Genomic DNA, 14,607 nt, shown 5'->3' on the forward strand with positions numbered 1-14,607 from the left:
CCGATCCTCAGGCCGCGCCGATCATCATCGCGGTGGAGCAGTGATACTCCATGCTGCTCGTACCGAAGCACCAGATGATATTGTTGTTGAGCTGCGGCAGATAGAGCTGCGTCTCGCGATCGATATTGTCACAATTGCACTGGCCGCAGGCGGGCTTTCCGCAACAATCGCGATAGGCGATCATGTAGGCCTTGCCGTCATCCGGATTGATGCACGAACCCACCCACGAAACCGGCGATGGTTCGGCGCCTGCCGGGCAAGTATGGATGCCCCCGCCACAGCAGGTGCACAGCGCGCCATCGATGGCGCAATAACGCCAGTAGTTGCACTTGGTCTGGTCGGTCGTCTGCGCGCTGCGCGCAAACGCGGTCTTGGCCTCGGGCGAACGATCAGGCTTGGCCGCTTCGGCGCGGCTCACCGGCAGCAACGGGAAGACCGGTGCAGCCACCAGCGCCGCCCCCATCCGCGCAAGGATGCCACGACGCGATGTTCCGCCAGCAAAGCGCCGCAAAAGCTTCTCGCCCATCGCATCGGGATTGAAACGCTTCATCGAATGCCCCCTATGATCCTTTGGATGCGCGTGACCGATCAGGCCGCAGCGACGGTCTTCAGCTTGCCGATGTAATCCTGCACCGTGGCGATCCCCATTTCATGCGCCACCACCAGGCTCTCTAGATGCTCGCGGCTGTTTACCAGGCCCTTTGACAGGATCGTGCCGTCCGCATCGAGCAGCACCGCGTAAGGCAGCTTGCCCACTTCGAACGCCTGCCCCACCTCGGGACCGTTGATGAAGCGGTAGCTTTCCAGCCCCTGCGCCGCAATCAGCCCGCGCTGCACCTGCGCGTCGTCGTCGCCGACGAAGGTCAATTCGACCCGCTCGTCCTTGGCAAAGGAGCGCGCCGCCGGGATCAGGCCCTTGCACAGCGGGCACGTTGCCGAGACGAACATCAACAGCCGAAGCGGCACGTTTTTAGCAGGTCCACCAACGATCACGTCCTTGCCATCCAATGTTTGCGCCGGAACCGCAGGAGCCTTGCCCCCGACCGCAGGCCCGCCGCTGGTCTGCAAGGCGCCCGCCGGAGCCACCCGCATGTGCAGCACGCCCACCTGCCGCGCCAGCGCCAGCAGCGCCACCACCAGGGCTATGATCACCAGCCATGACAGGACCTGCCCAACGATCAGTGCCGTTATCATCGCGAATTCCTTTCCATGGCGAGAGGCCCTTGGGCCAGCGCCGCCAATGTGTTGGCCAGAAGGGTTATAAGATAAAGTGCCGTGCCAGCGGCTAGACCGATCAGCCATTGTGCCGAAGCGAACTGCGGCTGTGGCAGCAGCGCGGGAACCAGCAGCAGAGCCAGCACGAGGTTGCGTGTCACGAGCGCGCGACTGAGGGGCTGGCGAAGTTCTGACCGGCCGCACCCGCAATCGATGTGCGAACGGCCCCGGCCGATGTTGATCGCCATGGCCGCCGCAAAGACCAGCAGCAACAGACCGGCCGGCACTGCTGCAAGGCGAACGCCGCAGATCAGCGCAACCCCAACCGCCACTTCGGCAAAAGGCAGCGTCGCCGCGACCACCGGAACCAATGCCTCCGGCAGCAAGCGATAGTTGGCGACGACGCCGGGAAATATCCGCCGGCTGCGCAACTTTGCAATGCCAGCGCCAACGAACACCGCGCCAACACCGATCGCGCCTGCCGTGCCGGCGATCCCCATTGCTGTCTGCATGCTCAAGGCGTCGCCGGTGATCACATCGGCTCCACGACGGTGATCAAGCCGCCACCGGCGTTTTCGATCTCGTGCTTCACCTCGCCTGTCTTGGAATCAATGACCTGCGCATCGCCCTTGTAGCCGTTGACCATGATCATGGCCGCATCGTCCTGCGTGATCTGGATGTTGCCCGGCTTGCCTTCCACGGGAATGCGCTTGACCAGCTTCCTGGCCGCCAGATCCACGCCCCAGATTTCCTCGGCGCCTTCCTTGTGGCTCCAGTATTCGCCTTTGTGCATCAGTACCCACAGCGTGCCGCTGGGCCTGTGCAGCGCAACCGGCTGCATCCCGCCGGGATACCAGGCAATATCGAGCGGCTTGACATCGGCGGACTTCATCCCGCCCGCTTCCTGGATCGAAAACGGCGTGCTGACCTCGACCTTGGCACCGATCGAAGCCGTGCGGATCAGGCCGGTATAGCTGACCATCACCGCCTGCTTCTTCTTGCGATCATAGACGGTGTTCGAAAAGATCGGGTCTGCCGCAGCGTCGAAGAACGGCTCGGTCCGCGTGATGTCCTGCGTTGTGCCCTTGATGGCCACGGTCGCGATCGTGCCGTCTGCGCAGAGCGAGGAAAACCCCACGCCCGGATTGGGAATCATCCCCGCGCACCCCGGCAGTTCCACCGCACGCACGAACTTGCGCTTCACCATGTCGATGATGTTCACCGACGAGGCCGGATCGAAGTTGTAGTCGTAGGCGGTCTTGCCATCGTCAGTCAGCACGAAGTTGGTCGTAAACCCGCCGACGATCAGGCGCCCCGGCGTGGGGATTTCGCTTACCAGCTTCAGAGTCTTGCTGTCGTAGACCGAAACCAGATCCTGGCGCGTGCCACGGTTGACCTTGGACCAGATTGTTTCGGCAACGTAGTAGAACTTGCCCGATGGGTCGATCGCCATATCGGAATCGCGGCTGGTGTTGACCATGCCGACCATCTTGCCCGTGCCAGCGTCGAAGATGCTCGAACCTGCCGATCCCCAGCCGCCACGGACGTAGAACCAGCTTGCCTTGGGCGGCTCCAAGGTCATCACGCCAGGCTCTTCGGCCTCCGGCACCACGGTTTCGGCGAATGCCGGCATGGCATGAAGACCTGCCAGCGCTCCGGTCAGCATCGAACCCAGAACAACTCGCGCCACCTTGCGTTGAAGCGTCATCTCGGCCCCCTTTGCCAGTCCGCAGGGCAGAGACTTGACGCATGTCCAGATTCGGTCAACGCCTTTTTTGCGTGTGCGAAACGATGCGCTACCTGCGGTTGGTCAAGCCCGCAATTTCTGCCGAAGTTATCGACTTGGCAAGCGATACCAGCGCATGTGTCGCAATTGCGGTATAGGCGCTCATCCGGGAGGCCCAAGGCTTTTGGTATCCGAGGAAAGGCGTCGCCCCCTCCATGGACGCACTGATGTACAGCGCGACATCGCGGACCTCCTGCGCGCTCAGTGACGGGTTCAGTTCAGCGATATACTCCGCGATGAATTCGTGCACGCGCTGATAGAACAGGCGTACACGGTCGGCCACGAATTCGTTGTGGTTGGCCAGAGCCCACAGCTCCGTGAACAGCCTGGTGGTTCGCTTGCCCGCGATGTCGTCGAGGCACATGACGACGATCAGTCGCAGCCGCTCCTCGGCGTCGAGACCAGGCTGACGGACGGTGCGCTCGAGAAGCTTGTCATAGTTCCCGATGATGTCATCGAGCAGCGTCTGGATCAGCAGTTCCTTCTTGGGAAAGTGGTAGCTGACATTCCCCACTTTCATCCCGCATTCCGCAGCGATCCGCCGAATGGTAAAGGCCCCTGCCCCCTCATCGATCAGGACGCGCAGCGCCGCCTTGATGATCGCGTCGACCGTCTCCGTCCCACGAGCGTAGGTTCCCGGCCGCCGGGCGGATGGCAAGTCGGTGTCTAAGGTCTCGGGAAGCGCAGCCATTACGCACCGCGCATAACACCGCGCCGCCCAGAGACCAAGGTCGCGCTTGCACCGATTGCCGCCCAACGGTTACTTGCCCAACAAGGCGCTTGACCCACACCGGATGCCTGTCCAGATTCCGGAAGTCACAAGCCGGTGCCATCAGGCGTCCCGCTTTGCCCTTCCGGATCATCCAGGGATTTCAGGCGATGAGCATTACCCTCACCGTAAACGGCCGCAAACGCGTTGTCGAAGCCGAGGCAGACAAGCCCTTGCTCTGGGTACTACGCGAAGATCTCGACATGCCGGGGACCAAGTTCGGCTGCGGCGCTGGCCTGTGTGGTGCCTGCACCGTTCACCTCGATGGCGATGCCGTTCGCTCGTGCCAGACGCCGATTGCCGATGCCGCCGGCAAGTCGATCACCACGATCGAGGGCATCGGCCTCAATGCGCTCGGCAAGCGCGTGCAGGACGCATGGGTCGCGCTCGACGTGCCGCAGTGCGGCTATTGCCAGGCCGGGCAGATCATGTCCGCCACCGCACTGCTCAAGCAGAACCCGAAACCTACACCGGCCGATATCGACGGCTGGATGAGCGGCAACATCTGCCGCTGCGCAACCTATATGCGCATTCGAGCCGCCATCCGCACCGCCGCAGGCCTTCCGGCTGAGGAGACCGCAGCATGAGCGACCAGTTGACCCTCTCCCGCCGCTCGTTCATCGCCGCCTCGCTGGCTGGCGGCACGGCACTCACTCTCGACGCATCGGTCGTCCTCGCCGCTGCAACGGCCACTGCACCCGCCGACGTCCTCAACGCCTTCGTCCGCATCAATGCCGACAACACCGTGACCATCGGTGCCAAGAACCCGGAGATCGGACAGGGCGTAAAGGTCATGCTGCCCATGCTGATCGCCGAGGAAATGGACATTGCGTGGGAGCAGGTTCGCATCGAGCAGACCGATGCAAACGAAAAGATCTATGGCGTACAGACCGCAGGAGGCAGCACGGCAACACCGCGCAATTGGCTACCCATGCGCCAGGTCGGCGCCGCAGCCCGCGCCATGCTTGTTTCCGCTGCAGCAAAGAAGTGGGGTGTCGATCCCGCCAGCCTCACCACGGCCAGGGGTGCCGTGATCCAGCCGTCCTCCGGCAAGAGCCTGACCTACGCCTCTCTGGCCAGGGCCGCCGCTGCCGAAACCCCGCCCGATCTCGCCAAGGTCCAGTTGAAGGACGAGAAAACCTTCACGATCATCGGCAAATCCAAGCCCGGTGTCGACGTGCCGAAGATCGTCAAGGGCGAGCCCCTTTACGGCATCGACACCAGCCTCCCGGGCATGGTTCACGCCGCCATCGTCAAGTGCCCGGCCCACGGCGGCACGGTCGCCTCGTTCGATGACGCGGCGGCAAAAGCCATCCCCGGCGTGCTCGGCGTCGTCGCCGTCAACAGCGGCTTCGTTCCACAGGGCAAGTCCGACACGGTGGTCGTCATCGCCGACAGCTGGTGGAAAGCCAGCAAGGCACGCGAAAAGCTCGCCGTGAAATGGGACGACGCTGCCGTCACAGGCTTCTCAACCGCCAAATACGAAGCCGACGCCGCGAAGATCGTCGGCAACGCCCCGCAAGCCAGCCTGTTCAAGGTCGGCGATCCGGACGCCACGCTCGCCAAGGCGGCAAAGGTGGTCAAGGCGGACTACGAATACCCCTTCCTCGCCCACGCATCGCTCGAACCACAAAACTGCACTGCGATGTTCCAGAACGGCAAGCTCGAGATCTGGGCGCCCAGCCAGGCGCCCGCGGGCGGCCGCGAGGAAACCGCCAAGCTATGCGGCCTGAACGCCGATGACCTTACCATCCACCTGACACGGATCGGTGGCGGCTTCGGACGTCGCCTGATGAATGACTACATGGTGATCGCCGGCCAGGTCGCGAAGGCCATGCCCGGAAAGCCGGTCAAGGTCCTCTACGACCGCACCGACGATTTCCGCCACGATTTCTACCGCCCCGCCGGCCGGCACCGCTTCACCGCCGGTCTCGATGCCAACGGGGCGCTCATTGCCCTCAAGGACCACTTCGTGACGTTCGGCGCTGATGGCAAGCCGATCCGCGCCGCGCAGATGGCGCCGAGCGAGTTCCCCGCGCCGGTCGTGCCCAACGTCGACCTCGGCGCCAGCTACATGGCGACCAACCTCGCCACCGGCTGGCTGCGCGCGCCGACCTCGAACGCCATGTCGTTCGTGTGGCAGTCGTTCATGGACGAGGTTGCCGAAGTCGCAGGGCTCGATCTCCCCGAGTTCATGCGCCGCACCCTCGGGGCACCGCGCGAGATCCCGGGCGAGCGCGTGAAGTTCCACACCGGCCGGGCGCGCGGCGTGATCGACGCGGTGTGCAAGTCCGCTGGATGGCAAGGCCGCAAAAAGGGCCGCGGCTTCGGCTTCTACTTCAGCCACCTTGGCTATTTCGCTGAAATTGTTGATCTTTCGATGAAGGACGGCAACATCCAGATCGATAAGGTCTGGGTGGCAGGCGACATCGGCGCCCACGTCATCAATCCGATCAACGCGCTGAACCAGGCGCAAGGCTGCGTGATCGATGGAATTGGCCAGGCGCTCGTTGGACAGAAGATCGTGCAAGAGAACGGCGCAATCACCGCCGAGAATTTCGGGGACTTCGCCCTCATGCGGATTGATGCGGCGCCTCGAGAAATCGTGGTCGAATTCGTTAAGACAGACTTCCCGCCGACCGGTCTTGGCGAACCGGCTCTTCCTCCGGTCATTCCTGCCCTGGCGAACGCAATCTACTCGCTCACAGGAAAACGGCATCGCCGCCTTCCGTTGGAGATGATATAGCCCGCGGCGCATGGTCGCGACGACTCCCTTAGACATTCTTCGCTTCTTGTCCGCTCGTGCGGATGAAGGCGTGGAGACCGTGCTCGTCACTCTGGTTGCGGTGATCGGCGGATCCTCGCGCGGCATTGGCACGCAAATGGCCGTCGCGGCAGACGGTCGACGGGTTGGTTCGTTCTCAGGCGGTTGTATCGAAGACGCCGTGGCGGCGGAGGCACTGGAAACGCTGGCCGACGGCTGGGGGCATGTGGTCCGTTACGGTATCGGTTCACCCTATATCGACATTCGCCTGCCGTGCGGTGGGGGAATAGATCTCCTGTTCACGCCTCGCCCGGATACTGCGTCGATCCGCAAGGCTCTCGATTTGCTGGGAGAACGCCAGCCAGCCGCGCTTCGGTTGGAATGCGATCGGGTCACAGTGGTGACAGACACGCAGGATGCGCCATGGAATGGCGAATGTCTGACCCACTGCTACCAGCCGGCATTGCGCATTCATGCATTGGGCCAAGGCGAAGATCTTACGGCTTTTGCCAGATTGGCCAAAGCCTTCGGCGCACAAGTTCATGCACTATCCCCCGACGTCGGCACTTGCATGGACCTTGCCGCTCTCGAGATCGCGACCACCCGCATCCAGGTGCGCTCAACCTTACCATTGACCGCGTCCGATCACTGGTCCGCTATCGTGTTCCTGTTTCACGGGCGCGATTGGGAAGAGCATCTGCTGCCGCAGGCGCTTGCGCTCCCGGCATTCTACCACGGCGCCATCGGCAGTCGGCGCACACATCGCGCAAGGCTTGATGCCTTGCAGGCAAGCGGCGTCCCCTTGGAACAGATCGCGCGTCTGCGCGGCCATATCGGGCTTATTCCTTCCACCCGCGATCCGGCAACGCTTGCCGTTTCCCTGCTCGCCGAACTCGTTGCCGAATACAACACTCTCGCGCATTGGACCTACTGGACAGGCGAATCCCTGGCCGACGCAGAGCAATGACAGTTGCCGACATCGTCGTCGTTCTCCTCGCTGCCGGGCGCGGAAGTCGCTTCGGCGGCAGCAAGCTTGCCGCGACGCTTGCAGGCCGGCCACTGGCCCGGCACCTCGGTGACCGTCTGGCAGCCTTGCCGTTCAAGCGAAAGCTGATCATCTGCTCCGAAGCTACGCCCGAGGTCGAAGGCTTCGAGAGGATCGCGCTCGAACCAATCGGCGCTCCACTGTCCCGCTCGATTGCCACTGGCATTGGCGAAATTCCCGATGCCTGCGCTGCCTTGATTGCCCTCGCAGACATGCCGCTCGTGCCGACCAGCCATTTTGAGAATCTCATTCAGGCGTTCGATGGCGATCACATTGGCACCAGCGTGGCCGATCGCACGATGGTTCCTGCCATCTTCGGCGCGCGGCATTTTCCGGCTCTGCGCTCGCTCCAAGGTGATCGCGGAGCCGCTGCCCTGCTGCGCAATGCACCAGCAATCCCGCTGGATCAGCATCTTGCCCTTGATATCGACACGCCCGAAGACCTGGCGCGCGCTGAAGCGATCATTCAGGGGCGATAGGTCTTCTCGACATGCCCCTTGATGTCTTCGGGGTAGAAGTAGACCGCCTTCATCTTTCCTGCCGCATATAGCTCCGCCTGATCGTTGAAATGGAGTGACCCTTCGCGGCCACTGGCCCCGCCCGACGATACCGCCATGGCTTTCACTTTCGGGCCGAACTCGACCACGGCCACAAAGCTGTTCCCGCTCGTGCCGTACCACCGCCTGGTTCCCGGATATTGCTTCGTCCCAAACGATGCCAACGAACCCCAGCGGGCTGAAGAGAATGCCACGGGCAAACTGGGCTTGTCGTCAGCGAACGGCTGGATGATGTCCGAAGTGGTGCGCTGATAGCGGTTGACCTCGCTCCAAGGCACTTGCCACCCGCCAAAGTCGGCCTGCAAGCGCGCAACCGCGCGTGCAAGCGCCGCCCTGCGCTGCTGCTCCGTCGTCGCCCGCATCGCGGCGAAGACGTTGCCGGTGCGCGGCAGCGACTTGCGCACGTCAGCCTCCAGTTCGTCGCCCCAATAGTGTGCAAGGCTCATGGCCTGTGAACCTGCCGACCATCGCCGGTCCCAGCCCTTGAGTAGCGCAACCGGCCCGCTCAGCGGATCTGTTGCAGCCACCTGCGCCAGCCCCGTAATCAGGTCTTCGAACAGCGGCATGTGCGGATCGTAGGCGAGCGCCCGCAGGCTTTCCAGATCGAGCCCCTGCGCCTTGCCCAGCAGCTCAAGCGCATGGTCGCCGCGTGGATTGGCCCCGACCTGGTCGAACGTCGCTGGCCAGCGCGCCGCATTCAGCGTGCCTTCCCCTGCCGCGCGCCACGGCGCATCGTTGGAATTGTAGACCCAGCCTGACTGCGGATTGACCACGTCAGGCCGCTCTGCCGGCCCATATAGCCCCTTCCAATCGGCTCCAGGATCGCTCCCATCCACCGGTTCGCGATAGTCGAACCTCGCATCCCGACGGGGCGCGAATTGCGGCATGAGCAGCGCGATATTGCCGGCACGATCGGCGTACAGGGTGTTGTTCGACGAATTGGCGCGATACTCGGCGATCCTGAGAAATTCCGCCTTATCGCGGGCCTTTGTGCGCAACCATGACTGGCTGAGCGCAGCTATTGGCCGGTGCATCAAGGAAAGGGCAATCCACTTGCGGCTCTTTCCCTCACCGCTCTGTCGCACTATTGGTCCATGGTCGCTGGCGTAAGTCCGGAAGGTTCGCTCGGCCAGGCTTCCATCCGGTTTGCGGAAGCGCAGAACGATCGGCTTCACCGCGAACGGCTTGAATGCAGATCCGCGCTTGTAAAGCCACTTGCCCCGCCTTCGCGCGATTGTCTCGACGAATTCGTCGACGTTGTCGGCACCGCTGGTGGTGTGCATCCAGCCAAGCTTCTCGTTGAAGCCCTGATAGATGAAGAACTGCCCCCAGGTTGAGGCGCCATAGGCATGCAGCCCTTCCCCGCTCTTCATCTCCAGCTCGGATCGGAAGAAGAGCGAGGTATGCGGGTTTATAAGCAGCAAAGCATTGCCATTCGCCGTGCGCTTGGGCGCTATCGCGATCCCATTCGAACCGCGCGGCTCGTCGTCCCGCAGCATTTCCCTTGCCAGCGCCAGGGGGCTTGCTTCGCCACCGTAGAACGCGGCGAGAGGCTTGAGCGCTGCCTTCTCGATGTCCCCACCGATCGATCCTTCGGTAAATGAGAGCGCCATCCATGGCTCGAAGCGGGTCAGGACTTTCGGCGTGTCTTGCGGGTGGGTCGCGATGTAATGGTTCAGGCCGGCCGCCCAGGCATCCATGAGCTTGCGCAGCCAAGCCGGCGAAGCCGCATAGTCGCGCTTGAGAGCGTCCGGATCGATCCACAACCGCTGTCGCAGGTCCTGCCACAGAAAGTCCTCGCCCTCGGTCTCCGCCCGTCGCCCCAGCGCAGTCAGCAGGTTCGCCTCGATGCGCGGGAAATCATCCTCCGCCTGCGCATAGATTGCGCCGAATACGGCATCGGCATCGGTCCTGCCATCGACATGGGCAATGCCCCAGTCATCGCGGGTTATCTTGACGTCATGGCTGCTTGCGTGCGCAGGTCGGGCAGCCATAAGAAGGGCCAGCAAGGCGCTGCGGGAAAGGGCTCCGAAGGTCATCGACCTGTCCTAGCGCCTTTCCCGCAGCATGGCGAAGGAAGAGAGCGGGACCCTTCGCCAATTCGGTAACCGGGCACGGCCTCAGGCAATTGTCCGCACCGCGAAAGCCGCCGCCGCCGCTCGTGTCTCGACGCCCAGCTTCTCGAAAACCTGCTCCAGATGCTTGTTCACCGTGCGCGGGCTGATCCCCAGGATCTCGCTGATCACCCGGTTGGGCTTGCCATAGCTGATCCACAGCAGAACCTCGGCCTCCCGCTGGGTCAGCCCATAACGGTCTCGCAGGCGCTCCAGGTCGGCGCCTTCGCGGATGAGATTCAACCGCACCAGCACCTCCCGCCCCTCGCCCTCGTCGCGACGTACGGGTCCGACGAGGACCAGTTCGACGACCTGCGCCCCGGCCTCGAAACGCAAGGTCGCGTCCGGATTGTCACGCAGGGCCATCAAGCGGGCAACCGGCCCGGCAAAGTCCGGTGGCAACCGATCCCCGCCGCCCATCGACGCCATCAGGTGCTCCACTTGCGGCGTTGCCCAAAGCAGCTGCCCCGCACGGTCCACCGCGAAAAGATGCCTGCCGGTTGCGTCGAGAGCGGACCTTCCCGCCTGCGAGACCCGCGCGCCCGCAAGATGCACCCGCATCCGCGCCAGCAGTTCCTCGATCGCAATGGGTTTGCGGACATAGTCCACTCCGCCCGCGTCCAGCGCCCGGACTGCATGTTCGGTCTCGGTAAGACCGGTCATGAAGATCACCGGGATGTCCGCCAGCCGCGGCTGCTTCTTGATCGCTCGCGTCGTGTCGAACCCGTCCAGTCCCGGCATGATCGCATCGATCAGGATCAGATCCGGAGCAACGTGCTCCAGCAGCTCGAGGGCATTCTCACCATTCGTGGCGATCAGCACGGTCATCCCGGCCCGTTCGATCGTGTCGATCAGGAAATGCAGGGATTCCGGATTGTCGTCGACGACAAGCACTGTGTCGCGCCCGGCCTGCCCGGCAATGGTATCACTGAACATTGACGACGCCTCGTCGGAGGGCTTCGCGCAGGCCCTTGAAATCGAAGCATTCGAGACTGGAACGAAGGTGTGCGACGAAGCGGGCTGCATCGGGGACGGCATCCTCAAGCTCTGAGAGGCGGGTCTGGATCGCGCGGACATTGCCGATCCGCGCGAGGCTTTCGATCTCGGGTACAAAAGGCAGTGCTGCAGCCGGCAAGTGCAGTTCCACCGTCGCGGCCGCGGGCGATTTTCGCGGACTGCCATCCTGCACGGTCCAGGTCAGGTCCAACTGCCAGGAAAGCGCATCGAGCAGGCTGTCGAGTTCAATCGGCTTGGTCAGGAACATGTCGTGCGGATCGTGCCCGTCTCCGCCCCGCCTGAACTGGTGCGCGTCGGCCGAAACCATGACAATCCGCAAGGAACCGCCGTGCGCCGCTCGTAGCAGGCCGGCCGTCTCCCACCCGGTCTTGCCGGGCATCGAGATGTCCATGAACACGATGTCGGGCCGCGTCGCCGCAGCCAGCGCGATCGCGGTGTCCCCGTCGCGCGCACCGGTAACAACAAAGCCCAGTGGCCGCAGCAGGTTCTCGATGACCGAAGCCTGCGCTGCATCGTCGTCAACCACCAGCACCCGGCGCCGCTCGCCTTCATACCCGGTGATGACATCCGCGCGATGGCTCTGCACCGGTTGCGTAACCGGCCGGGAAAGCATCAGCCGCAACGCAAACCGCGTGCCCTCCCCCAGCGTGCTGTCGACGGTCAGGTCTCCGCCCATCACGTGCACCAGCGTCGAGGTGATCGCGAGGCCAAGACCTATCCCCGGCTGCCCCGCCACGGAATTGCTGTTCCCTCGCTCGAACGCGCCGAAGATACGGTCCATGTCCTCGGGCGCGATGCCGATGCCGGTGTCGATCACCTCGAACGTCGCGATCTCGCCGCGCCAGCCGATGCGGAAGGTCACCGAGCCGGCCGGCGTGAACTTGATCGCGTTCGAGATCAGGTTGATCAGCACCTGCCGCAACCGCTTCTGGTCGCCCCGCACGAACTCGGGCAGTTGCCTGGGCGTCTCCAGGCGGAACGTCAGCCCCTTGGCCTGCGCCTGCGGCCGGAACATGTTGGCGATTTGCTCGACGAACGCCGGAAGGCGGATCGTATCGCGCGACAAGCGCAGCACGCCAGCCTCGACCTGTGCAATGTCCAGCAGCCCGTCGACCAGATTGGAAAGGTGCTCGCTCGACCGGCAGATGACCTTGCCCACCTCGCCCGGATTCAGGTCGCTCCCGCGCTCCAGCAGTTGGGCATAGCCATAGATCGAATTGAGCGGCGAGCGGATTTCGTGGCTCACCGAAACGAGGTAACGGCTCTTGGCAGCATTGGCATTCTCGGCCACCTCGCGCGCCTTTTGCAGCGCGGCGTCGGTCGCTTCATGCGCGACGATCTCCTGCTCCAGTTCCCCCAGATGCCGCCGTGTCTCGTCCAGCGCGGCCCGCCGGCTTTCATGCGCCAGCACGATGAACCAGGAGCCCACGCCCGACATGAAGAAGAACACCAGGAACACCGCAAACAGGATCGACCAGACGTGGGTCGAAAGTGCCGGATAGTAGCGCGCATACTCGCGTCCGATCAGGCCCAGCACCAGCATGTTGGCCAGCGTGAACGCTCCGGCCACGCCAACGAAATGCCCGGTGGTGGTGTGGACATGGCGCGCCAGGACGCGCGGCAGCAGGCGCTCGGCGATGTTGGTGAACTGCTCGGTGGCGCGGGCACCCTGCTTGCAGGCATCGTGGCACCGCGTCTCCAGCGTGCAGCACAGCGAACAGATCGCGCCGGAATAGAACGGACAATGTGCAGTATCGGCTCGCTCGAACCTATTCTCGCAGATCACGCAGGCGACCCGCGCCGGAGCCCCGGCCTCTCTCCTGCGGGCAAGATAATAGCGCCCGTGCGTAAGCCCGGCGAGCAGCGGCGCGGCAAGGCATGCCACGACGAGCCCGATGACCGGCGAAAAGGCCTGCGCCACTTCCCCCGCAAACCCGAGCTGGCATACCGCCGAAGCGATCAGCGACAACAGCATCGCCCCGATGCCGACAGGGTTCACATCATAGAGGTAAGCCCGCTGAAACTCGGGGTCGGCCGGGTTGAGCCGCAAGGCCCGTGACACCACAAGGTCCGCCGCGAGTGGTCCGATCCAGCTTGCTGCAAGGCTTGCATAGAGGATCATCACCACGTCGAACGAACGGGTGATGCCAAAGAACAGCAGCATGGCTGCCAGCCCGACATTGAACAGCAGCCAGACATGGCGGGAAGAGTACCCCTGCGTCAGCCGCGCAAACAGGTTCGACCACGCAACCGACCCGGCAAAGGCGTTGGTCAGGTTCGCACGCGTCTGACAGACCACCGCGAACAGCAGCACCAGCAGCACCCCCGCCTCGCGGCCACCTCCGATGGCGGCGAAAGCCTGCACGTGGATGCGACTGACTGATGCCGCGGCATCGGGCGCAATTCCCCGGCCAATCGTCCAGGCTGCCAGCACCCCGCCGATGGCCATTTTCAGGCCGCCAATCACGACCCAGCCCGAACCGCCGAGCAGCACCGCGCTCCACCATCGCTGCACTCCGATCTGCTCTGGCGGAGGCAGGAAGCGCAGGTGCCCGGCCTGTTCACCGATCCGCGGCAGCAGCGAGAGCATGACCGAAAGCGCAAAACCGAACGAAACGAGGGCAGAGCGTGGCGCGTATACCCCGTTGAACCCGCTCCACACGTCTCCGACGTCGCCAATGTTCCAGGCAATGTAGGCAACCGGCACCAGTTGCAGCGCAATCCAAATGGGCTGCGTCCACGCCTGAAAACGTGCGATGAAACGCATGCCCTGGAGCGCCAGCGGCACTACGACGAAAGTCGCGACAAAGTAACCGAGCTCGAGCGGAAAGCCCGTCGCCTGCCGCAGCGCGTCAGCAAGGATGCTCGCTTCGAGCGCGAGCAACAGGAAGGTGAAGGTGGCGTAGATCAGCGTGCTGATGGTCGAACCGAGGTAGCCAAAGCCATTCCCGCGCGAGATCAGATCGACATCGATCCCTCGCCGCGCAGCATTCAGGGTTATCGGAAGACCGATCAGGAGCAGGATCAGGCAACCCGTAACAATCGCCGCAATGCCGACCTTGAGGCCGTACAGCACGGTGATGGCCGCTCCGATTGCCTCGTAGACCAGCGAGGAACTCGTCCCCAGCGCTGCTGCCACGACGCGCGAAGCCGGGCCTTGTCGCGCTTCCTCACCGGTATGGCGATGTGCGAAGTCATCGAGCGTCTGGACCGCCGCCCACTGATTGTAGGAGCGACGCTCGGGAACGATCGTGGTGGAGCGAGACATGCCCGATGCAGCCGCCCGTCCCGCAGAATCCAGCCTGGCTCGTTCCATGCAGGCGATAGTGGCCAAGACCGC

General features: G+C 63.5%; 12 protein-coding genes. 4 read left to right on the forward strand and 8 right to left on the reverse strand.

Going from position 1 to position 14,607, the window contains the following annotated elements:
- Positions 1–7: 7 nt before the first annotated feature.
- The 5 genes from IM701_RS09270 to IM701_RS09290 form a co-directional block, all read right to left on the reverse strand.
- Positions 8–550, reverse strand: coding sequence for a methylamine dehydrogenase light chain (locus IM701_RS09270; RefSeq protein WP_062346216.1), 543 nt, complete (start codon positions 548–550; stop codon positions 8–10).
- Positions 551–588: 38 nt separating this feature from the next.
- Positions 589–1,194, reverse strand: a complete 606-nt coding sequence (locus tag IM701_RS09275) for a methylamine utilization protein MauD (RefSeq protein ID WP_193826755.1) — start codon at positions 1,192–1,194, stop codon at positions 589–591.
- A complete protein-coding gene (locus tag IM701_RS09280; RefSeq protein ID WP_193826756.1) occupies positions 1,191–1,727 on the reverse strand; it encodes a MauE/DoxX family redox-associated membrane protein in 537 nt (178 codons plus the stop codon). Before IM701_RS09280 ends, IM701_RS09275 begins: the two co-directional genes overlap by 4 nt.
- A gap of 20 nt (positions 1,728–1,747) precedes the next feature.
- A complete protein-coding gene (locus tag IM701_RS09285) occupies positions 1,748–2,923 on the reverse strand; it encodes an amine dehydrogenase large subunit (RefSeq protein WP_052242288.1) in 1,176 nt (391 codons plus the stop codon).
- A gap of 88 nt (positions 2,924–3,011) precedes the next feature.
- Positions 3,012–3,692 carry a TetR/AcrR family transcriptional regulator gene (locus IM701_RS09290; RefSeq protein WP_062346222.1) on the reverse strand — a complete coding sequence of 227 codons (681 nt, stop codon included), beginning with the start codon at positions 3,690–3,692 and terminating at the stop codon, positions 3,012–3,014.
- Between the two features lie 188 nt (positions 3,693–3,880).
- Here IM701_RS09290 and IM701_RS09295 point away from each other — a divergent pair, with 188 nt between their 5' ends.
- Genes IM701_RS09295 through IM701_RS09310 form a run of 4 tightly spaced genes read left to right on the forward strand, consistent with a single transcriptional unit; the run spans position 3,881 to position 8,058 of the window.
- Complete coding sequence (locus IM701_RS09295) at positions 3,881–4,357, forward strand: (2Fe-2S)-binding protein (protein WP_039333915.1); 477 nt, start codon at positions 3,881–3,883, stop codon at positions 4,355–4,357.
- A complete protein-coding gene (locus IM701_RS09300) occupies positions 4,354–6,516 on the forward strand; it encodes a xanthine dehydrogenase family protein molybdopterin-binding subunit (protein WP_193826757.1) in 2,163 nt (720 codons plus the stop codon). Before IM701_RS09295 ends, IM701_RS09300 begins: the two co-directional genes overlap by 4 nt.
- 46 nt (positions 6,517–6,562) lie before the next feature.
- On the forward strand, positions 6,563–7,501 hold the full coding sequence (locus IM701_RS09305) for an XdhC family protein (RefSeq protein WP_230487640.1): 939 nt from the start codon (positions 6,563–6,565) through the stop codon (positions 7,499–7,501).
- Positions 7,498–8,058 (forward strand): NTP transferase domain-containing protein, encoded by a 561-nt coding sequence (locus tag IM701_RS09310; RefSeq protein WP_062346229.1) that lies wholly within the window; start codon positions 7,498–7,500, stop codon positions 8,056–8,058. The genes IM701_RS09305 and IM701_RS09310 overlap by 4 nt, the downstream gene beginning before the upstream one ends.
- On the opposite strand, the gene IM701_RS09315 is transcribed toward IM701_RS09310, so the two are convergent.
- From IM701_RS09315 to IM701_RS09325, 3 genes are all read right to left on the reverse strand, one after another.
- Positions 8,046–10,175: a penicillin acylase family protein gene (locus IM701_RS09315; protein ID WP_193826759.1), complete on the reverse strand. Its 2,130-nt coding sequence runs from the start codon at positions 10,173–10,175 to the stop codon at positions 8,046–8,048. The genes IM701_RS09310 and IM701_RS09315 overlap by 13 nt on opposite strands.
- A gap of 81 nt (positions 10,176–10,256) precedes the next feature.
- A complete protein-coding gene (locus IM701_RS09320; protein WP_193826760.1) occupies positions 10,257–11,186 on the reverse strand; it encodes a DNA-binding response regulator in 930 nt (309 codons plus the stop codon).
- Positions 11,176–14,535: an ATP-binding protein gene (locus IM701_RS09325; RefSeq protein WP_193826761.1), complete on the reverse strand. Its 3,360-nt coding sequence runs from the start codon at positions 14,533–14,535 to the stop codon at positions 11,176–11,178. The genes IM701_RS09320 and IM701_RS09325 overlap by 11 nt, the downstream gene beginning before the upstream one ends.
- Between the last annotated feature and the right edge of the window lie 72 nt (positions 14,536–14,607).

It is taken from the genome of Novosphingobium sp. ES2-1 (genome assembly GCF_015169775.1).
Taxonomy (GTDB): domain Bacteria; phylum Pseudomonadota; class Alphaproteobacteria; order Sphingomonadales; family Sphingomonadaceae; genus Novosphingobium; species Novosphingobium subterraneum.